General features: G+C 61.5%; 19 protein-coding genes. 10 read left to right on the plus strand and 9 right to left on the minus strand.

Annotated features, from left to right (window positions below; genetic code table 11):
- The 3 genes from B8784_RS19865 to B8784_RS19875 all read right to left on the minus strand — a co-directional run.
- Positions 1–620: AMP-binding protein (locus B8784_RS19865; RefSeq protein ID WP_158085761.1), on the minus strand; the 620-nt coding region annotated here is incomplete at its 3' end.
- A 194-nt stretch (positions 621–814) separates the two neighbouring features.
- A complete protein-coding gene (locus B8784_RS19870; RefSeq protein WP_143435648.1) occupies positions 815–1,588 on the minus strand; it encodes an IclR family transcriptional regulator in 774 nt (257 codons plus the stop codon).
- Positions 1,589–2,018: 430 nt separating this feature from the next.
- Complete coding sequence (locus B8784_RS19875) at positions 2,019–2,651, minus strand: VOC family protein (RefSeq protein WP_143435649.1); 633 nt, start codon at positions 2,649–2,651, stop codon at positions 2,019–2,021.
- Between the two features lie 473 nt (positions 2,652–3,124).
- On the opposite strand from B8784_RS19875, the gene B8784_RS19880 reads away from it, so the two are divergent.
- From B8784_RS19880 to spt, 4 genes are read left to right on the plus strand one after another with little or no spacing between them, the layout of a single operon-like run.
- On the plus strand, positions 3,125–4,843 hold the full coding sequence (locus tag B8784_RS19880; protein WP_143435650.1) for a fatty acyl-AMP ligase: 1,719 nt from the start codon (positions 3,125–3,127) through the stop codon (positions 4,841–4,843).
- Positions 4,844–4,852: 9 nt separating this feature from the next.
- Positions 4,853–5,806 (plus strand): NAD-dependent epimerase/dehydratase family protein, encoded by a 954-nt coding sequence (locus B8784_RS19885; RefSeq protein ID WP_158085758.1) that lies wholly within the window; start codon positions 4,853–4,855, stop codon positions 5,804–5,806.
- A 15-nt stretch (positions 5,807–5,821) separates the two neighbouring features.
- Complete coding sequence (locus B8784_RS19890; protein WP_233356259.1) at positions 5,822–6,091, plus strand: acyl carrier protein; 270 nt, start codon at positions 5,822–5,824, stop codon at positions 6,089–6,091.
- Complete coding sequence (spt, locus tag B8784_RS19895) at positions 6,084–7,277, plus strand: serine palmitoyltransferase (RefSeq protein ID WP_084399835.1); 1,194 nt, start codon at positions 6,084–6,086, stop codon at positions 7,275–7,277. The genes B8784_RS19890 and spt overlap by 8 nt, the downstream gene beginning before the upstream one ends.
- A gap of 18 nt (positions 7,278–7,295) precedes the next feature.
- Here the strand turns inward: spt and B8784_RS19900 are convergent, their stop codons facing one another.
- Genes B8784_RS19900 through B8784_RS19915 form a run of 4 tightly spaced genes read right to left on the minus strand, consistent with a single transcriptional unit; the run spans position 7,296 to position 11,429 of the window.
- Positions 7,296–8,240, minus strand: a complete 945-nt coding sequence (locus B8784_RS19900) for a hypothetical protein (RefSeq protein ID WP_143435651.1) — start codon at positions 8,238–8,240, stop codon at positions 7,296–7,298.
- Positions 8,237–9,202, minus strand: a complete 966-nt coding sequence (locus B8784_RS19905; protein ID WP_084399837.1) for a diacylglycerol kinase family protein — start codon at positions 9,200–9,202, stop codon at positions 8,237–8,239. The genes B8784_RS19900 and B8784_RS19905 overlap by 4 nt, the downstream gene beginning before the upstream one ends.
- Complete coding sequence (locus B8784_RS19910) at positions 9,202–10,254, minus strand: LptF/LptG family permease (RefSeq protein ID WP_084399838.1); 1,053 nt, start codon at positions 10,252–10,254, stop codon at positions 9,202–9,204. The genes B8784_RS19905 and B8784_RS19910 overlap by 1 nt, the downstream gene beginning before the upstream one ends.
- Positions 10,251–11,429 carry an LptF/LptG family permease gene (locus B8784_RS19915; protein WP_158085759.1) on the minus strand — a complete coding sequence of 393 codons (1,179 nt, stop codon included), beginning with the start codon at positions 11,427–11,429 and terminating at the stop codon, positions 10,251–10,253. Before B8784_RS19915 ends, B8784_RS19910 begins: the two co-directional genes overlap by 4 nt.
- Positions 11,430–11,567: 138 nt before the next feature.
- Here B8784_RS19915 and B8784_RS19920 point away from each other — a divergent pair, with 138 nt between their 5' ends.
- From B8784_RS19920 to B8784_RS19930, 3 genes are read left to right on the plus strand one after another with little or no spacing between them, the layout of a single operon-like run.
- A complete protein-coding gene (locus B8784_RS19920) occupies positions 11,568–12,053 on the plus strand; it encodes a DUF2141 domain-containing protein (RefSeq protein ID WP_084399840.1) in 486 nt (161 codons plus the stop codon).
- Positions 12,050–13,246, plus strand: a complete 1,197-nt coding sequence (locus B8784_RS19925; RefSeq protein WP_084399841.1) for a hypothetical protein — start codon at positions 12,050–12,052, stop codon at positions 13,244–13,246. Before B8784_RS19920 ends, B8784_RS19925 begins: the two co-directional genes overlap by 4 nt.
- The gene (locus tag B8784_RS19930; protein WP_084399842.1) at positions 13,243–14,031 is read left to right on the plus strand and encodes a nucleotidyltransferase family protein; all 789 of its coding nucleotides are present in this window, start codon (positions 13,243–13,245) and stop codon (positions 14,029–14,031) included. Before B8784_RS19925 ends, B8784_RS19930 begins: the two co-directional genes overlap by 4 nt.
- Before the next feature lie 1,306 nt (positions 14,032–15,337).
- Here the strand turns inward: B8784_RS19930 and B8784_RS22265 are convergent.
- Positions 15,338–15,784, minus strand: coding sequence for an HIT family protein (locus B8784_RS22265; RefSeq protein ID WP_084399843.1), 447 nt, complete (start codon positions 15,782–15,784; stop codon positions 15,338–15,340).
- Positions 15,785–15,858: 74 nt separating this feature from the next.
- On the opposite strand from B8784_RS22265, the gene B8784_RS19940 reads away from it, so the two are divergent.
- From B8784_RS19940 to B8784_RS19950, 3 genes are read left to right on the plus strand one after another with little or no spacing between them, the layout of a single operon-like run.
- Positions 15,859–16,995 carry a CDP-alcohol phosphatidyltransferase family protein gene (locus tag B8784_RS19940; RefSeq protein ID WP_084399844.1) on the plus strand — a complete coding sequence of 379 codons (1,137 nt, stop codon included), beginning with the start codon at positions 15,859–15,861 and terminating at the stop codon, positions 16,993–16,995.
- Positions 16,996–17,000: 5 nt separating this feature from the next.
- On the plus strand, positions 17,001–17,705 hold the full coding sequence (locus B8784_RS19945) for an HAD family hydrolase (RefSeq protein ID WP_084399845.1): 705 nt from the start codon (positions 17,001–17,003) through the stop codon (positions 17,703–17,705).
- On the plus strand, positions 17,702–18,436 hold the full coding sequence (locus tag B8784_RS19950) for a phosphocholine cytidylyltransferase family protein (RefSeq protein WP_199288595.1): 735 nt from the start codon (positions 17,702–17,704) through the stop codon (positions 18,434–18,436). Before B8784_RS19945 ends, B8784_RS19950 begins: the two co-directional genes overlap by 4 nt.
- A gap of 4 nt (positions 18,437–18,440) precedes the next feature.
- Here B8784_RS19950 and B8784_RS19955 read toward each other — a convergent pair whose 3' ends face one another.
- A complete protein-coding gene (locus B8784_RS19955) occupies positions 18,441–19,055 on the minus strand; it encodes a GntR family transcriptional regulator (RefSeq protein WP_158085760.1) in 615 nt (204 codons plus the stop codon).
- Between the last annotated feature and the right edge of the window lie 114 nt (positions 19,056–19,169).

The raw sequence follows: 19,169 nt of genomic DNA on the forward strand, positions 1-19,169 counted from the left end.
GCCGCATTATAGGACAGGTTCGAAGCGGTGAGCATCGCGCCCTTGGGCACGCCGGTCGTCCCGGACGTGTAGAGTAGCAGCGCCGGATCGCTGGTGATGCGCTCGCAAAGTGACCCCTCATGGGCCTGCGTGCCGAGAATCGCCATGAAAGCGTCTGTTTCGTCCGGCTCATCTGCCGGGATGGAGCGGGGGTCACCGCGCGACTGCATCGCACCGGCTGTCGTGGTCAGGATGGTCCGCTCTCCCGCGACAGCCTCGAAGGCGGGCCGCTGCGAAGGATGGCACAGGATGACGCTCGGCTCACAATCGGCCATCAGCTTGCCCAACTCATCCTGGCGGTACATCGGGTTGCCAAGCACAGGGATGAGACCCGCCTTCCACGCGCCAAGCGCGGCGATAGCAAATTGCGGGACATTCTGGAGCAGGATGAAGATGCGGTCCCCCTGCACGGCGCCGGATCGGATGAGCCAAGCGGCGAAATGTGAGCTCATCTCGTCCAGCTCACCATAACTGATCAGCCGGTCGAAATAACGGATGGCGATCGCCTCACCCCCGACTTCGCAATGGGCAAGGAAAGCCTGCAGTATATCGGGCCGTTTCCCATCGAGTCCTTCGCACAGAGTGCTGTCATAGGCCGCCTGCCACGGTCTGGCATCATAAAGCGAGAAATCGTCCGGCGTGCGTCAGCTCCAAGGTCTTGCCCCATATGCAAGGACATGTCTCCTGGCTCAACACCGCATCTCAAGCCCTGCCGGATGGCGGGGCATCAGGACACAATCAAGGGATATTGTGGCTGAACGGGTTTCTTATTCGCTCAGTCAGGCCACTGGCCTCCGAGCGATTCCGTCAGATCGCGACAATGCTGGAGAAGCTCGGTCTGCGCCGCCTCATCCTCGGAAACCGGGAAAGCCGCGCCTGCGATGAGTGTCACGACAAGCTTCAGATTTCCCTGCAGATCGAAGACCGGCGCCGCTGCAGCCCGCAGGCCAGGGATCAGATCGCCACTCAGGGTCTCCAGCTTTTGGGCCCGGATCTTCTGGCGCATGGCCTTGGCGTTAAGGGGTGCCCCCGCCGGGTCGGTCAGCCTCAGAAGCTGCAACTGACGGTCCATTTCAGCACTGTCACCAAAGGAGAAGAAGACCCGCCCCGTCGCAGACCTCATCAGAGGCAGGACCGAACCGATGCCCAGCGAGGTCAGCACCGGCGGCGAACCCGAATACCAGCGGACAACGGTCGGCCCTGCATCGCCCATGACCGCGACCAGACATGTGCGCTGCGTGGTGTCGACGAGCCGCCTTATATACGCATCGGCATTTGCAAACGTGTCCATGCGCGACAGTGCCGTAAGGCCGAGCCGTATTGCGCCGGCATCGAGATCATAGGTCCCGGACTTGTTGGACTGGCGCAGCATGCCAGCCTCGATAAGGCTGCTGAGATATCTGTGTGTCTGGCTGGCCGACAATTCGGCCCTTTGGGAGATTGCCGTCAGCGTCGCCGGGCCTTTCATGGAGGCCACAGCCTCCAGCACCCGCATGCCAATCGTGACAGACTGTATCCCTCTGCGTTTTTGTGATGTCTTTTCTGACAATGAATGCTCTCCACAGACAAGGGCGATTTAGGCCTGATTCTCCTACAGGGTTATAGAGTACCGGGATAGCAGGCTAAGCGGCGGCTTGGAATTCGATGCACACTGACGACCGTCTCCCCGAAAAGCCCGCCTCACCCCTTTAAGCCATCAGCCTCGCCTGGACTCACTGATGTTCAAGGCTTTTTTACAACACGTTCCTCTTTGAGGCCATGTTGACGTTACGGCCAGTCAAGAGCTGCGGGCGGAAAACCAAGGTTTCGGCTTGATCTGCTAGCAAGAACGCCGAACTGACAGCGCAAGGGGCCTTCTCAGGCCCGCACGTGAAGCCTGAACTTTGTCGTCACAACGTGAAGCTGCCGCGAGCATGTCGCGGCAGCATTCAACCCTTTATGCTGTCGGTGACAGCCTTCCTTCACCGCCGGACGCTTATCTAGCTCCAGCGCCGCCCGTTCTCGTACCAAGCCTCAAGTCGATCATGCGCCGCCTTCGGATCGATCAGATTGTCGAAGTGCGGGCGGTGGTGGTTCACTTCCAGCATGAAGCCATCAGGGTCCTCCAGATAGAGGGACAAGGCTTCATCATGAGGCACGTAGAAATAATTGATGCCGGCTTCCTTCGCGCGCTGCTCGACGGCGCGAACGTCCTGCTCGCTGCGCAGCTGGATGGCGAAGTGCCATTGCAGGGCGTCGCCCGGCATCTCGTGGAGTTCCGGGCCGGTGCCCTCTTCCAGTTCGAAGAAGGCCAGCAGCGAGCCGTCGCCCAATTCGAAGAAGAAGTGCATCATGTCGAAAGGGGTATCGTAGGGCGGCATCGCCGTGATCTTCTTGACCACATCGGTGCGTACCAGAGGCAAGCCGACGACGTCTTCGTAGAATTTTGTCGTGACGCGTGCATCTTTCACACGCAGCGCGGTGTGCGACAACCCCGTGGCCGGGATCGCATCGCGCCGGATCTTGTCGAGGCGCTGATTTTCAGGTGAACGCGTTTCGTATTCCCGCGTCTCGTCAAAGCCTTCGTGACCCTGTTTCAAAATCGGATTTGCTGTTGTTGCTGTGTCTGCCATGTTTTCCTCCTTGGTTATGACAGCCGCCCCAACGGAGCCTTCCTCGAACTCAACGCACACTTATTCTATTTTTTGCGCTGATGCGGCCTGACGGGGCGCTCATCTACCCTGTATAATCGGGATCAACCACGCCCTACGCACAATAGGCAACGCATTCCTCTATCTGTAAATTCCGTAGTTTTACGTAGGACAGCTTCGCGCGAAACGGGAACAGCCCAAGCTTTAGACAACCTTCCAGGCGAATCACCTGAATGGATTGAATGGACGCACATGCGCGAAAAGGTGGAAACCGGGTCTGAGATTATGCGGTCCCATGCAGCCCGGTTTCGGGCCGGTCACGCCCATTCTGTAACCACAGCTGAAGATAATGCTGATACGAATAGCACCGTATTGTTTGACAATTTTTTGACTAAGCCCCAGATCAAAGGCAATTGTGTCTGAAATATTACGTGCGTCGAGGGGGTAGACTCGCAATGAACGGCTCGGCTTATGCAGACAAGTCGCTGCCATTGAGGCTGGCTGACTTCGAGACCCTGACAGATGCGCTGGATTATGCCGCGCTCGGATCAAGTGGTCTCAGCTTCAACAAGGCCAGCGGCGAAGTCGCCGAACAGCTCTCCTATTCGCGACTGCGCTCGCGGGCAATGGCTTTCGCCGGGACGCTTGCGGCGGCGTTTAAGCGTGGTGCCCATATCGGGCTCGTCGCAGAAACGTCAGCCGACTTTGTCACCGCTTTCATGGCGTGCCAATACGCTGGCCTTGTTCCTGCCCCCGTCAGCCTACCGCCAACCATCGGGGGCCATCAGGGCTATAAGGCGCAACTGCAACGCATGTGGGAAGCCGCGTCACTCAGCGCGATACTCGTTCCCGAGCGGCTTCGGGCGATTTATGATGACGTTGTCCAGACGCCGTCCGCGGTGCTGCCCATCGAGGCGGGTGCCTGGGCCAATGAGCCGGCAGCGCCGCTTCGCCCGTGGAAACAGGGCGAGCTCTGTTACATCCAGTTTTCCTCCGGAAGCACGTCGCATCCAAAGGGCATTGTTGCGACACAGTCGAGCGTTGTGGCCAATTGCCAGGCTATCACCCGGCATGGCCTCCAGGTTCGCGACGGCGACCGCGCCGTTTCCTGGCTGCCTCTTTACCACGATATGGGACTGGTCGGATTCTTCATTGCGCCGCTCATGTCGCAACTGTCTGTCGATTACATCCCAAGTTCGGAATTCGCACGCCGGCCAATCTCCTGGCTGCGGCTGATCAGCCGCAACCGTGCAACCCTCTCCTACAGCCCGAGCTTTGGCTATGAGCTCTGTGCCCGCCGATACAGGGGCGAACCGCTCGACCTTTCTTCGTGGCGGGCCGCCGGGATCGGCGGGGACATGGTCCGCGACAGCGTTCTCAGCCAGTTCGCCGAAACCTTCACCGACACCGGATTCGACCCGTCCGCCTTCGTGGCCAGCTATGGACTGGCCGAGGCGACCCTCGCTGTGTCCTTCGCCCCGCTCGGGGACGGCTGCCAGACAGACCGCGTGGATGCCGTCGCCCTGCGCTTCGATGACGATGTGCGCAAAGCCTCTCCGCAAAGGGAGCCGGAGAAAGTGCGCAATTTCGTCCTGTGCGGAACCCCCGTTCCGGGCCATGAGGTGCGGATACGCTCAGGCCTCTCGAACAATCTGCCAGAGCGGAGTATCGGGCGGATCGAGGTGCGCGGCCCCAGCGTGGCAGCCGGACACTATAACGAACAGGCCGGAATCATTTCCCTGACAGACGAAGATGGCTGGCTGGACACAGGTGATCTAGGCTACTGGCTGAATGGCCAGCTTGTCGTGACCGGCCGCTGGAAAGACCTCATCATCTGGCACGGGCGCAATATCTGGCCCCAGGATGTCGAATGGGCCGTGCAGGAGACAGCCGGCAAGCAGGTCGGCCGCTGCGTCGTGATCGATGCCTCCGAGCACTCCATCGGCGACAGGATCGTTCTGATCGCCGAATGCCGGGAAAGAGGTGAGACAGCGCGCGAAGCCCTGCGCCGCGAACTGGCCCGCGCGGCACGCGTGGCGACCGGCGCGCCTGTCGAAGTGGTGCTGGTGTCACCGCGAAGCCTTCCGGTCACCAGTTCCGGCAAACTCAGCCGGTCGGCGGCTCGCACCCTTTTCCTCAACGAGGATTTTCCGTCTCAACAGGTTCCGGCCTGAGGCCGGATCGTGCCGACGATCGCGATCACCGGAGCAACGGGATTTGCCGGGTCGCATCTCGTCCCGCACCTGCGTGAAAGCAATCTCGACTGGCAGCTCAAATGTCTGGCCCGCCCGAGACCGGGGCGGCAGCTCGAAGATCATGCCAAGCTGAACTGGATTCCGGGAAGCGTCGGCTCCGCGGAAGCCATCGATGCGCTGGTGAAAGACGCAGCCACTGTCATCCATGCCGCAGGGCTCACTCGGGCGACAGGCGCGGACGCCTTCCATAGCACCAATACCCGGGCAACAGCGGCGCTTGTCACCGCCGCGCGCCGCGCAGGGGCTCAGCACTTCATCCTGATCTCGTCGCTTGCCGCCAGCCGTCCGGAAGTTTCGCCATATGCCTGGTCGAAAGCGCTTGCCGAACAGGCCGCAACCGCTCTGGCAGGCGACATGCGGCTGACCATTGTCCGACCGCCCGCCATCCTCGGCCCCGGAGACAGCGCCACACGCGACAGTATGGCCATGCTGCGCCGGGGCTGGCTAATCCATCCCGGCAGCAGGCCATCTGGCTCCACCTTTTCCTGGATCGATGTCAACGATCTGGCCCGTTTCATAACGGGAATCGCCGCATCTCCAACCTCGGAAGCAGTCGCCACACTCGCTCCTTGCAGCGGACAGGACATCTCCTGGGATGAGGTCGCCACAGCCGCGGAAAAGGCCCTCGAGCGGAAGGTCCGCCGCATCGCCATACCGCCTGCAGCGGTCAAAACAATCGGCTTTCTGGCCAGCGGGATCGCACAACTGACCCGCAAGCCCCTCATCCTGTCAGCCGGAAAGGCAAGAGAATTGCTTCAGCCTGACTGGCATGCGGACGTGCGCGTGAGTGCGCCCACCCCATTGCATCGGACGCTCTCTGGTTGTTTCTTGAGCCACGCCGAACATGACACATCGCCCGGAGCGGACTTTTCAGGGCACTAGTTTGAGAGAACCTAATTGGATCAGACCGGAAAAACAGCGCAAATCGGGCAAGCACAGATTGTGGAGCGCATCCGCACCGCCCTTGCTCCTTTCCTTCCTCCTGATGCTGTCGTGACAGAGGATATGAAGATCGGGTCTGACATCGAGATCGACTCAGTTGAAGTGTTCGACGTGGTCATGGAACTGGAAGATTATTACGATATCAGCCTTCCCATGGAGATCACGTCTGACATCCAGACCATCGGCGATCTGGCAAAAGCCGTGGAGCAGCAGATCAATGTTTGACGAACTCGACAAAACCCGGTCGATCTTCCGAAAGTTCGAACCGCTTGCGGCCCGCCAGTCAGCCGTCCTTTCCAGCGGCGAGCAACCTTTTGGTCTTCGCTTCGATGATGTTCAGTCTGCTACCCATGGCCGGGTTAATGGCCGCGACATTCTTCTGGCCGGGACAAACAATTATCTCGGGCTGACCTATTCCAGGCCCTGTCTTGATGCCGCCCATGAGGCCATAGACCAGCACGGCACGGCCACGACAGGCAGCCGGCTCGCAAATGGCACCTATAGCATCCATGAAGAGCTCGAGCAGGACCTTGCAGACTTTTTCGGCCTGCCGTCGGCCGTCATCTTCACAACAGGCTATCAGGCCAATCTGGCCGCCATCAGCGCCCTGGCCGGCAAGGGCGATCATTTGCTGATCGACGCCGACAGCCATGCCTGCATCTATGATGCCTGCCGGCTGAGCGACGCTGCCACCATCCGCTTCCGTCATAACAGCCCGGAAGACCTTGAGCGCCGACTATCCAGACTGCCCAGCGAAGGCGCCCGCCTCGTGGTCGTGGAAGGGCTTTATTCGATGTTGGGCGATGTGGCCCCGCTGGCCGAATTCGTCGAAGTAGCGCATCGTCATGATGCCTATCTTTATGTCGACGAGGCTCATTCGGTCGGCTGCTATGGGGAAAACGGCCAGGGTGTTGCCGCTGCCCAGGGTATTCTCGACAAGGTCGACTTCCTGTCCGGTACCTTCTCCAAGAGTTTCGCCTCGATCGGCGGGTTCTGCGTCTCCCGGCATGCGGATTTCGATTTCATCCGGCTGATGAGCCGCCCCTATCTCTTTACCGCGTCCGGCTCTCCGTCAAACGTGGCCGCCGCTCATGCCGCCCTGCGGCAGATCAGAAGCGAACCGGAGCTGCGCACTTCGCTATGGGCCCGGGCCAACCAATTGCATGAAGGCCTCGTGCGCGCCGGTTTCGAACCGGCCTCGGCCCCCGGGCCGGTGATTGCCCTGCCGCGTCCGGACCAGGAAACGGCCGTACGGCAATGGAATGAGCTTCTCGAAGCCGGGATTTACGTCAATCTGGCCATCCCGCCGGCGACCCCACACGCCATGTCGCTCTTGCGGCTGAGCGTGTCTGCCGCGCACACCTCCGACGACATAGACAAGATCATAAACGCGTTTTCACGCCTGCGCTAAGTCAGTCCCCACGCAATCTTAGCGCAAGGTCCGCGCGCGCAGGATCTTCCAGGCCAGGACAGGGGAATGCAGCAGGGGATGACGGCGTTCGCTCTCCGTCACCTTGATGCGCACATCCGAGTGTCCCTCGATCTTTTCCAGAATATAGTCGAGCCCGGCATCGAAGGTGAAAGCCGCCTTCACGACACGCAGGCTTGCCATGACCTTGCCAAGCACACGCCGCAAGGCCCACCGTGTCCTGCCAGCCTGACGCCCAAACCAGCCGACGCGCCCCAAGGCGACGGCACGACTTTCCTGGCTGTCTCCGAAAATCGCATCGGTCAGGGCCCTGTAACGGTCGCTGAAACGCTCAACAAGCTCCGCTGCGCGCTGCCTGGCATTTTCCGGGCGCAGTTCGGTGCGGTAACTCTCATACAGACCGCGGGCCCAGATATCGTCGATTTCGGTCTCCTCCCCGATCAGAGGAAGCGTTTCATCGGCAAGGTGGAAACACGCCAGGGCCATTGTATCGACCAGCCTGTTGTGCCGGGCCGGCGTATCCGCATCGATCAGGACCGGCTGGGCAAAGCGGCCCCACAGCATCGACTCGAAGGCGCCGCCGCGCGTACGGCGATGAAAGGCACGCTCGCTCATGATGGCATATTTGCTGCGCAGCGGCGGGCCCGTGCCGGACGGGATTTCGAGGTAGTGGACGCTTGGCGGGATCAGAAGGCTTGCCAGCTGGCGCAGGCCATGGCCATGCACATCGCTATAGCGGTCGACCAGGACATAGAAGTCCAGCATCTTTCCCGCCTGATCGCCTTCACGCCGTGAAGAGCCATAGAACAGGAACGCGCGCACGCAGTCGCCATGCTTCTGACGTATGGCCCTGGCCATGCGCCGGGCGGCAGGCGGCAGGTCATGCTGCTCGCGTTCGATCTGCTGGCGTAACGCAGAAAGGGTATCGGGATCAGGCGATCTCATCGCAGAAAGCAAATGTCTCCAGTTGTTCCTACACGGATAGATATGGAGGAATCCCGCTGAAGCAATTCTCCGTCAAGCATGAGCGGCCCATCGACTGTCATTGCCAGAGCGTCGGTGTTGATGCTCCTGTAGCCGTCGGTCTCCAGCCGCTCGAGGCCGCGCCCGGTGGCAGAGCGCAGGATGGCGCGGCGCAATTTCGCCGGCGGCCAGGGCGCATAGGTGAACCGTATCGGTTTCGCCTCTTCTCCCCAGAAAGGCGTGAGGCCGAGCGAGAGGGACGGGAACGTCGTGGCCAGGCTGAATGCATGCGGACCGGCCTCGACCTGCATGTCCGAGGTCTTCGGCTCGAACCGCGACGGACGCAGGAGAGGCTCGCCATCTGCCGCCATGTAGTGGCGTGGCCGTGCGGCCAGTTTCAGGAGCGATAGCGCGACTGCAGCCGAGCCACGCTGCCCCTCACCGAACATATGGTGCTGCACGTGATCCATGCCACGCGCCAACGCCCCGGTCGAAAGCAGGAAGCCGACATGGCTGTCTCGCGCCTCACCCAGGCGAACAGCAAGCGCCGGCAACTGCGTCACAGCCCCGGCGGAGGTATCATCATCAAGAGCGTCGAGCCGTCTGACGACATCCTCGACGCCAGGCTGTTTGAGGCCCAGCCTTTCATAAGCGAGGTTGGTGCTGCCACCGGGCAGGACGGCAAAACGGAGCGCGCCAAACCGCGCGGGATCATGATTGTAGCAGCAGGTGAGCGTTGCCAGCACCGTCCCGTCGCCCGCTTCGATCAGGAAGGTGTCGTAGCCGGACTCCATCAGGCCTGTGATCTTCGCCCTGAAAAGGGCCATGGATTCGAACCAGACCAGCGGAAGCTCCCCTTTTCGGCAGGCCACCTCTTCGAGGCGGGAGCCCTTGCGTGCGACGAGATGGCTGCGGGCATTCGAGATCAGGGCAATCTTGCCCATCACTTGGCCTTTTCGGTTCGAAGGGCAAACCAGAGACCGGTCGCAAAAAGTCCAATAAGTGGACCCAATGCACCGACCCAGCCATTGAAAACTCCGGATTCGGCCATGGAGGTAAAGATCCCGTCGCCGATGAGGTAGGCGAAACCGAGGCCAAGTGCCATGACAGCGGCGACCTCGCCGGTCTCACGCCGGCCGGCTCTCTGCATCAGCGGCGCTGCCAGCAGCAGAAGGCCGACGGCCAGAAATGGCATGGTCAGCCGATCAATAATCCAGACGAGATAAGCACTGGATGGCCGGCTGCCCGAGCCTCTCAATTCATAGAGCTGCAGCAAATCTCCAAAGGAGAGGAAGCGCGGATAGGTCTGAAGCTTGAACAGGCTGTCCGGCGTTTGCCGCGTTTCCCAAGTCTTGGGGGCCGCCACTCCGGCCTGTTCGGCGTGGAGCATGCGGGTGCCCTCCAGCTGCCACGCCTTGCCCTTATAGATCGCCCTGCCCGCTTCGCTCACGGCAATGATCTGCCCATCGGGCGACCGGCTGAAAAAGGTGAGGTCGCGCAGAGTGTCGTCCGACATGTCGCCAATCCGGACCAGCACGTCCGGCTCGGATACCCATAGCGCCTTGTCGTCGATCGTCTGGGGCATCAGGGCCTGAGGCCCAAGCCAGGCCGTCAGGCTGCGCGCGGCCGGAGGACTTGTGAGCGACACAATCAAGGCGCCTGCCGCGCCGACCATGAACAGGCATGGCGCAAGCGCCCGCAGCTGGCCGAAAACGGAAACGCCTGTCGCCAGCAAAGCCACGATTTCATTCCGGCGAATGAAAGAGAGGTAGGTCACCAGGACCGAGAGAAAGATGATAATCGCGAAGGTACTGTCGAAAATGATCGGCAGGCGCAGGCCCGCAAAGCGCAACCGGTCCAGAAACCCCGCATCCTGCGGCAGGAGTTCGCTGTTGCCCAGCGAATCCAGAAGGCTGACAAGCGCGGTCACACCGAAGGCCACAGCGGCGAACCGGTAAAGGAACAGGCGCGACATATAAATCCGCAGATGCTTCATTTGCCCTGCTCCCCCGAAGACAGGACAAGGCCTTCATTTCGCACGGCCCCGGAGCGCCGCCACCTCAACAGGGGTTCGCCCGCGGTGCTGGAAAAGAAGTAAATGCCGGCGACCGCTGTCAGGAAGACAACTGGCCAGGTGCCGGCCCAGCCTGAAACCGCCCCGGTTTCGGCCATCTGGAATCCGTATTCCAGTGCCTTCTGGACGATGAGCAGGGTGACAATCCCAAACACGATCCCCCCGGCCCGTGGCTTCCGGCCGAGGTTGACGCCGAGCGGAAAAGCCAGAAGCGGCAGAATAAGGATCAGGGCTGCCCGGCCCAGCTGGTCATGCAGGGAGGCTGTGGCTGCGTCCTGGCGTACGCCCGGATAGGCCGAGACATCACCAAGTTCGAACAGCGTCAGTTCCCGCTCGTCATTGCCCCTCGGGCGAAACGCCGCCTGCTCGGAGGTGACGGGCCAGATCATGGTCTGGAATTGCAGGTTGTCCCGGCTGGAATTCGCTTCATCCCGCTCGGCCTCCAGGGTTGCGCCACGCCCCTGCTCGAGCTGCAGGGCAAATGTGCCCGCACCGGTTTCCAGCAATTTGCCGGATGGCGCGGACATGAAACGCTCACTGCCATCAGGACGCGCTTCCAGAATGAAGGTTTCGCCAAGCGTCTGGCCAGAGAAATCACGGAAATCGGTCCAGACCGTATAATTATCGAACCGCACGAACCGGCCTTCCTGAAAAGCCGCCTTGAAGGACTGTGTCTCGATACTGTGGACCGTCTGGCGAAAATCATAGCGCCCCATGGGCTGCAGGAAGCCGGAGATAAACAGGCTCACAATGGCGGCCAGGGCCGCGAGCACGAAGAAGGGCCGGGACAAGCGTTGCAGCGACAGCCCGGCTGAAAGCATCGTCACCAGCTCGCCGGAGCGGCTCAAGCGGTCGATGGCGATGATCATGCCAAGAAAAAGTGCCGCAGGTATGGCGAGCTGCAGGTAGTGCGGGATCAGATCGATAACCATCCGGAAGGAGGCCACGCCGCCATTCTCGGAGTTGGCGACCAGCTCCACGATCCGGACGAGACGCTCGATCAGGAGAATGGCAAGCACCAGCCCGCAAAGACCCGCGAACAGGCGCAGGCACTCCTTGAACAGGTATCGATCGATCAACCCGCCCGTGCTCGTCATCCTTTGCAGCTTTGTCTCATGAACCCGACTATTGCCCGCCTGCATCCGAAAGATATCCGTCCGGACTGCATCCTTTTCTTCAGCCTTTTCGGGGGACATACTAGATATGTGAAGCATTAATGAAAGAAGGGGATCGCAATGACAGCAGCATTTGTCGCGCTATCCAGCCTTGTCCTCGCTCAGGTTTCCGCGATCGGGACGCCGGCACCGTCGCTCGATATCCGCCCGTACGAGAAAAGTGCGGAATGCGGCGCTTCCGACATGCAGATCGAGGTCGTGGTCAATGGAGTAACACCGGTGGGCATCCTCACCGTCGAGCTCTACACGCCCAGCAAGCGTGATTTCCTGAAAAAGGAATCGCGTCTCCACAGGATCCGGGTTCCTGCCGGCGAAGACCATCAGACCGTCTGTTTCGATATTCCCGAGCCAGGCCGGTATGCCCTCGCCGCCTATCACGACAAGGACGCCGACCGCGACCTGGACCAGAAATGGAACCGGATGCCGGCCGAGCCTTTCGCCCTGTCGAGCCACAAGAAACTTGGCTTCGGCTTTCCGAAATTCGAGGATTCCGCCTTCGATGTCGGCGCGAACGGCAAGCACGTGGTACTGGACCTGCGTGAATGAGCAGCACAGACCTGCTCTCCCGCCACGGCCCATCCGTCGGCGAAAAGCTGCGTATCGAACCTGTATGCAGCCGGGCCGAGCGCAAGGCGTTCGTCAATCTGCCTTATGACGCCTACCGGCACGTGCCAAACTGGCGTCCGCCCCTGCGCTTCGAGCGGATGGCCCAGCTCGATCCGAAGGGCAATCCCGGCCTTGCCCTGCTGGACCATGAGCTCTTTCTGGCCTGGCGCGGCGACAAACCGGTCGGGCGCATCGCCGCCATCATCAACCCGTACCATCTCGAGAAGCACGATCCCGACTGCGGGCATTTCGGGTTCCTCGATACACTCGAGCCCGACACAGACCTCGTCGGCGCCCTGACCGAGACCGCTGCGGCCTGGCTTGAGCAGCGCGGCATGACCCGCATGGCGGGCCCCTTCAACTTCAGTGTGAACGAGGAATGCGGCTTGCTCGTCGATGGCTTCGATACACCGCCCATGCTGATGATGGGTCATGGCCGGCCGGACTATGCCACCAGCCTGGAAACCCTCGGATTCAGCACGGCGATGAACATGCATGCCTATATCTGCCGGCTGGGCGAAGTTTATGACCGCCACCCGGTGACAGACCGCCTTGTCCGGCAGGCTGAGCGCGATCCCGGCATCACTGTGCGTCCGATCCGGCATTCGCACTTTCAGGATGAGGTCGCACTGGTCCTCGACATCTTCAACGATGCCTGGTCTGAGAATTGGGGCTTCATCCCGTTTAGCGAAGACCAGATCCGCCACATGGCCAGTGAGCTGCGCCCGCTTTTGCGTGAGGACGGGGTGTGGATTGCTTCCGTCGACGGCGAGCCCATGGCCTTTACCCTGATGGTGCCCAATGTGAACGAGGCAATTGAGGGTTTGGATGGACGGCTGTTGCCCTTTGGCTGGGTTCAGCTCCTGAACCGTCTGAAACTGAAAGGCACCCGCTCGGCCCGGATCCCGCTGGCCGGTGTACGCAAGGCGTATCACAAGAAACGTCGCGGATTGGCAGCCTTTGCCGCGGCCTCCGATGCCGCCGCAGCCGCACAGCATCGCCGTGGCATCCGAGAGATCGAACTGTCCTGGGTTCTGGAAACCAATGAAGACCTGATCAGCCTGACCCGGCTGCAGAATTGCGAACGCTACAAGACCTACCGCATCTATGAACGCGAGCTGGTGACGCCGTGACAGCCGACCTCTCTGCCGTATCGGCGCTTGTCCTGGCTGGGGAACGGGCCGGGCCAAGCGAGCTGCTCCTTCAGGAAGGGGTCGGAAGCAAGGCCGACATCCTGATCCAGGACCAGCCAATGCTGGACCGGGTGCTCGCCACACTCAGCCAGGCAGGACTCGCAACGCCCTGCCATGTGGCCGGCGCCCGTGAACAGACCCAGGCCCGGCTGCATAAGGATTTCGGAGAGGGCATCGTGCACCTTCCAGCCAAGGACGGCCCGGCGGCAACCGTGCTCGGCTCAGTGGAAACGATTGACCGTTTTCCGCTGCTGGTCACAACCTCCGACCACCCGCTCCTGACGCCGCAAATGATCCAGGCTTTCGTGCAAGGTTCACTGGAGACCGGTGCCGATCTAACCGTCGGGCTCGCCTCACGGGAAACCATTGAAGCAGCCTATCCCCGAGCCTCGCGGACCTATTTCCCGATTGGCGGGCTCAAGGTCTCAGGATGCAATCTCTTCCTGCTTCGCTCCCCTGAAGCGGTCAAAGCCGTCAGCTTCTGGCAGGCAGCGGAAGCCGACAGGAAACGACCCGCGAAGATCGCCACGCGCTTTGGCCTCCTGAACGCCGTGCGGATGCTGCGACCCGGCGTACGCTTTGACCAGGTCTTCCACGTCCTGTCGCGCCGTCTGGGTTGCACGGTCCGCCCGGTCATGATGGACAGGGCGGAAGCAGCGATCGACGTGGACAAACCGGAAGACCTCGCTTTGGTGCGCGAGATCATGGCCCGGGAGATGGCCTGACATGCGGAAAGACCAGCGCCATGGCTGAACCGGCCAGCCTTGCAGGACGCATCGCCCGCAATACCGGCATGCTGTTCGGGGGGAAGCTGACGAGCGCCGTGATCGGCCTGCTCGTGCTTTTCATCCTCGGCAATGTGCTGGCGCCAGCCGAGTTTGGCGGGCTGCTCCTGCTGCATGCCTATGCCGCCTCCTTCTCAGGGTTAGCCAGCTTCAAGTCCTGGCAAGTGGTGGTCAATTACGGCGTCGCCCCCTTCAGCCGAAGTGATTGGCCCCAGATCCAGAAACTGATCCGGTTTGCGATGGGCCTTGATGGCGTCGGTGCCATCATCGCTGCCAGCCTTGCTGTGGTCATCATGCCCTTTGCCTATGACATGATCGGCATGCCGGATGGCTATCTGACACCGGCCCTCGCCTATTGCGCCCTTATCTTCTTCAACCAGACCTCTGCCTCGACCGGCCTTCTGCGGCTCAGCGACCGGTTCGACCTGCTGAGTGCTCACACACTGGTGATGCCGGTCATCCGGCTTGTGGGCGTGTCGATCTGCGCGCTGCTCGGCACCGGTCTTGTCGGCTATATCGCCGTCTGGTTCGCTGCTTCCTTCCTGTCCTATATCGCATTGCCGCTGCTGGCCTTGCGGGAACTGGCCCGGCAAAACCTTCTCAGCGGCCTCTTCGGCGGCGGCAAGTGGCTGCGTGCGCCTGAAGCCGGCATCTGGCGGTTTGCGATGTTCTCGAACCTGGATTCCACGGTTAAGACCGCGAGCGAACACCTTCCCACCCTTCTGGCCGGGGCAACGTTTGGGCCGGGGGCAGCCGCCATATACCGGATTTCGCGCCAGATTGCCGACCTTTTCGCCCGCGGCGTCAGCCAGTTTGACCGGGTCGTCCACCCGGAGATTGCCCGGCTTCTTAACGCCGGCGAGAGCAGCCGGGTCATCAGTCTGGCGGTGCGCTCAAGCCTTGTCCTGCTGGGGCTCGGCCTCGGCGTCGCAAGTCTGCTGGCGCTGTCCGGTGCCGACATCCTCTCAAGCCTGCTCGGCGAGAACTACGCCGATTCAGCGGCTCTGATCGTTCTGCTGCTGCTGGCAGCGACGCTCATGGCCGCGGCAATGCCCTTCTATCCGATCCTCTATGCCTGCAAGCACCCGGCCCGAGCGCTTGCCTCCCGGCTATGCGGCATCGCGCTTTTCCTCAGCCTCATCCCGCTTTTGGCGCAAAGAATGGAGCTGGAAAGCCTCGGATGGGCGGCCATTGCCGGGGAAGCATTCGGCCTAACCCTTGTGCTCGTCTTTGCCGTTCGCAGCCTTCAGGCGCGCACCGGCCAGAGCGAGGCAATCTCACTTCGCACAGCCTCCACGACGTCCGCATCGGATACCCCGGAAGATAGATCCGGCGGCCCCGGCCAGCCCGTATCCGGAAAGGCCGTGTCCGCAAACCGGCGCTCGTCAGAATAGCGCGGCAGGACATGAAAGTGCACGTGCGGATCGACCATCATGAGCATGAGATAGTTCATCTTTTCCGGGCTCACGAACCGGCCGATCGCGGCTTCGAGATCGGCGGTCACTTGCGACAGCTCGGTAAAAGCCCCCAGTGGCAGGTCGGAAAAGCGCTCATGCGGACTGTCGGAGAGGAGCACGAGCGCACCGAGCGTCACCTGTTTCGGACGGGCGAGCACACACCAGTGCTCATAATCCGCGATCAGCGTGCCGGGCCCGCCAAACTTCGTGAACGTCGCGTTTCTGTCTTTTTCCATACCGCCTCCTTTCAGCGCGTGGATTTGCCCGCTAAGGCATTCCGCTCAATGACTGAGCCATCAATGAAATTCGCATGAGTGAAACCAAACCCAAAGTCGCTTTGATTGGAAGCGTCCCCGGAAAGATCTGGGGGCTGGACCTGCGCGAATGGCAAGCCCGTGCCTGGAAGAAAGTGGGCGCGGAGGGCGTTGCCGATGATGGCGCCCTCCTCCTCGGTACGGACTGGATTCTCTCGCCCGCCCTGCAGGCCGGGCTTCTGACGCAAACCGGTGTGGCCTTGGTCGTTGATGAGGAAGCAAGCCGAGAGCAACGCGTCGCCGCGATCCATTTGCCGCCGGGAGGGACCATTGACCGTGAGGCTGCGGCTGCGCTCGTCAGCAAGCCCGTCGATGAGACCACACTTCAACAGCTTGGGCTGAAGCCGGTTTCGATGCGTGAGTTGGCGTCTGACTACAATGCGGCCCTGCGCAAGTCGGAAGCGCCCTATGCGCTTTCCCTCTTCACGACGGCCCCAGGCGACATTGAAAAACGCCAGTTCAAGGGCTCCTACAAGGGCGTCACCGATCTTGTGACCAAATATGCCTGGCCCTGGCCAGCTTTCCACGTCACGCGCTGGGCGGCTGCGGCCGGTATAAAGCCGAACACGATCACCACCCTCAGCCTCGTCCTTGTCTGTGTGGCCTTCTGGTTCTTCTGGATCGGCGCCTGGATCCCAGGCATCCTGGCGGGCTGGGGCATGACCTTTCTCGACACTGTCGACGGCAAGCTCGCCCGCACCACAATGACCTATTCGAAATGGGGCAATGTCTACGATCACGGCATCGACCTCATTCACCCGCCTTTCTGGTACTGGGCGATCTATGTGGGTCTCACGCGCGAGGGCACAGCTTATGATCCAGCCTGGCTCTTGGGGGCGCTGGCCATCATCCTCGTTATCTATGTGCTGAACCGTCTGGAAGAACTCGCCTTCATGCGGCGCTTCGGATTTCACATCCATGTCTGGAGGCCGGTCGATTCCTTCATGCGCGTCATCACGGCGCGGCGGAACCCGAACCTGCTGATCTTCATGCTCGCCGTGCTTGCCGGCTTTCCGGAGACCGGACTTCTGCTTGTCACGGCCTGGACTGTGATCTGCTTTGTCTTTCACGGCATCAGGCTGATCCAGGCATTTGCCTCGCGCCAGCCCGTTACCTCCTGGATGGACCGTTAGCCGCGATGGCCGGCACGGCGATCTTCGACCTTGACCGGACCCTCACACGGAAACCGACCTGGATGCGGTTTGTCTTCCGCTTCAACAGGCATCGCCCGCTCTTCTGGGCTCAGGCCCCCTGGCTTGCCGTGTGCGCAGGGGCTCACAAGCTGGGCCTGATCGACAGGACCGGGATCAAGAACCGCTTTCTGGCGACGCTCGGCTGGGCCGACCGCGACAGGGTCGAGACTGCAGGTAGGGCCTTCGCCGAAAGGGAGGCAGAGACAGGGTTGCGCGCGGGCGTGAAGGCCCTGATCGAACGCCATCGCGAAGACGGCGACCGGCTCTATCTGGCGACCGCTGCCAGCGATTTCATCGCCACTCCGCTCTCTGACATGCTGGGACTGGACGGGGTCATCTGCACACAGACCGACTGGCCTGAAGACCGCAAGCGCGGACCGAGGGTCGCTGGCCGAAACTGCTATGGGCCCGAGAAAGCCCGCCGGGTGAATGAGGCGCTGGAGGATGCACAGGTCTCACGACCGATGACCGTTTACAGCGATCACGTCTCCGACCTTCAGCTGCTGCTCTTGGCGGACACGGGCGTGGCGGCTAATCCTTCCGCCAAACTGCACCGTCAGGCCCGCCAACATGGCCTGGTGATCATGAACCTGGATCTGAACGAAGGGGCGCCGGCCACATCGCGTGCCGGCCGAGAGGTATCGAATTGAAAGCAATCATCCTGAGTGCGGGACGCGGCTCCCGGCTGCTGCCCATGACCGAGAGCAAGCCCAAATGTCTGCTCGAATTCTGCGGGCGGAGCGTGCTGGGCCACCAGCTGACCATGCTGGACCGGGCCGGGGTGGATCAGGCCACGGTGGTGACCGGGTTCATGCCGCAAATGGTCGAGGAGGAAGTTCAGGGCTGGGATGGCCGGATGGCGGTGTCGACCTTGTTCAATCCCTTCTTCCAGGTCGCCGACAATCTCGCCAGCTGCTGGATGGCCCGCGGGGAAATGTCGGACAGCTTCCTGCTCCTGAACGGCGACACCCTCTTCAATCAGGCACTGGTCGAGCATGTCATCCAGTCCAACACCTATCCTGTGTCAGTCACAATCGACCGCAAGAGTCAGTATGACGAGGATGATATGAAGGTGACGCTCGACGGGGAGCGTCTGAAGGCTATCGGCAAGCGGCTGCGCGCCGAAGAGACCGATGCGGAGTCGATTGGGCTGCTGAAATTCACGCAGGAGGGGGCCGGCCTGTTCCGTACCAAGGTCGAGCAGATGATGCGCACGCAGGACGGCATTTCCGCCTGGTTCCTCAAGGCCATCGATGCGCTCGCCAAGTCACCAGAGGCGCAGGTCGGCACGTGCTCGATAGAGGGCCATCCCTGGTGCGAACTCGACACCCCGGAAGACTGGGAACATCTCAAGGCCACCGGATCGGCCATGCTGGCCTAGGAGCTCAGCTCAGGCCCTCGTCTTGCTGCAGCAACTCGACCGCTCGGCCAAGGTGCTTGTGGACGGCGCGTTCGGCCTTTGCCGGTTCGCCTGCGAGAATGGCATTGGCGATCCGCTTGTAGTCGGCCCGCCGGCGGGCATCGACAGCACGCAGGACGGAACGGTACTGAACGCGAATGAGATGCACCTGAACCGTCGGCAGAACCCGGTTCAGTTCCGAATTATCGGCCATGGCATTCATGGCACCGTAGAAAGCGTCACGCGCGGTTGCAAAGGCCGCGCTGTCGGCATCGGGCGAAAACTCCATGATCCGCTCCAGGGCTTCCTCCAGAGCCTTGCGCCCGGCGCTTTCCGCGCACCGCTCTGCCGCCAGCCTGGCCGAAAGGCCCAGCAAAGTCTGGGCGACGACCAGTGTGTCTATGGCTTCCTTCAGGGAAAGAACCCGAATCTGGGCGCCGCACTGCGGAACGAGCTGCACGACACTTCTCGCCGCGAGCGCGTTGAGCGCCTCCCGAACAGGGCCACGGCTGACCTTGTAGGTCTCTGTAAGGTGGGCCTCCTGGAGCCGCTCTCCCGGCTCGTAGCGGCCTTCATAAAGGCCGCGCAGAATATCGCGCACGATGGTGTCCCGCGCGCTCAGGCCCCGTGCCTGTCCGTCCCTATTCTGCTGATCACTTATGATAGACATGACTCATCCAGACATATTTGACGGATGATGGCCGTGAAGGGCAAG

Origin of the sequence: Henriciella aquimarina (assembly GCF_002088975.1) — a bacterium.
Taxonomy (GTDB): domain Bacteria; phylum Pseudomonadota; class Alphaproteobacteria; order Caulobacterales; family Hyphomonadaceae; genus Henriciella; species Henriciella aquimarina.

Excerpts from the sequence above, each read along its gene's own strand:
- B8784_RS19940 (WP_084399844.1), top strand. The coding sequence starts at position 15,859 with ATGAGTGAAACCAAACCCAAAGTCGCTTTGATTGGAAGCGTCCCCGGA.
- B8784_RS19880 (WP_143435650.1), top strand. The coding sequence starts at position 3,125 with ATGAACGGCTCGGCTTATGCAGACAAGTCGCTGCCATTGAGGCTGGCT.
- B8784_RS19875 (WP_143435649.1), bottom strand. The coding sequence starts at position 2,651 with ATGGCAGACACAGCAACAACAGCAAATCCGATTTTGAAACAGGGTCAC.
- B8784_RS19910 (WP_084399838.1), bottom strand. The coding sequence starts at position 10,254 with ATGAAGCATCTGCGGATTTATATGTCGCGCCTGTTCCTTTACCGGTTC.
- B8784_RS19925 (WP_084399841.1), top strand. The coding sequence starts at position 12,050 with ATGAGCAGCACAGACCTGCTCTCCCGCCACGGCCCATCCGTCGGCGAA.
- B8784_RS19900 (WP_143435651.1), bottom strand. The coding sequence starts at position 8,240 with ATGAGATCGCCTGATCCCGATACCCTTTCTGCGTTACGCCAGCAGATC.
- B8784_RS19945 (WP_084399845.1), top strand. The coding sequence starts at position 17,001 with ATGGCCGGCACGGCGATCTTCGACCTTGACCGGACCCTCACACGGAAA.
- B8784_RS19920 (WP_084399840.1), top strand. The coding sequence starts at position 11,568 with ATGACAGCAGCATTTGTCGCGCTATCCAGCCTTGTCCTCGCTCAGGTT.
- spt (WP_084399835.1), top strand. The coding sequence starts at position 6,084 with ATGTTTGACGAACTCGACAAAACCCGGTCGATCTTCCGAAAGTTCGAA.
- B8784_RS19905 (WP_084399837.1), bottom strand. The coding sequence starts at position 9,202 with ATGGGCAAGATTGCCCTGATCTCGAATGCCCGCAGCCATCTCGTCGCA.
- B8784_RS22265 (WP_084399843.1), bottom strand. The coding sequence starts at position 15,784 with ATGGAAAAAGACAGAAACGCGACGTTCACGAAGTTTGGCGGGCCCGGC.
- B8784_RS19915 (WP_158085759.1), bottom strand. The coding sequence starts at position 11,429 with ATGACGAGCACGGGCGGGTTGATCGATCGATACCTGTTCAAGGAGTGC.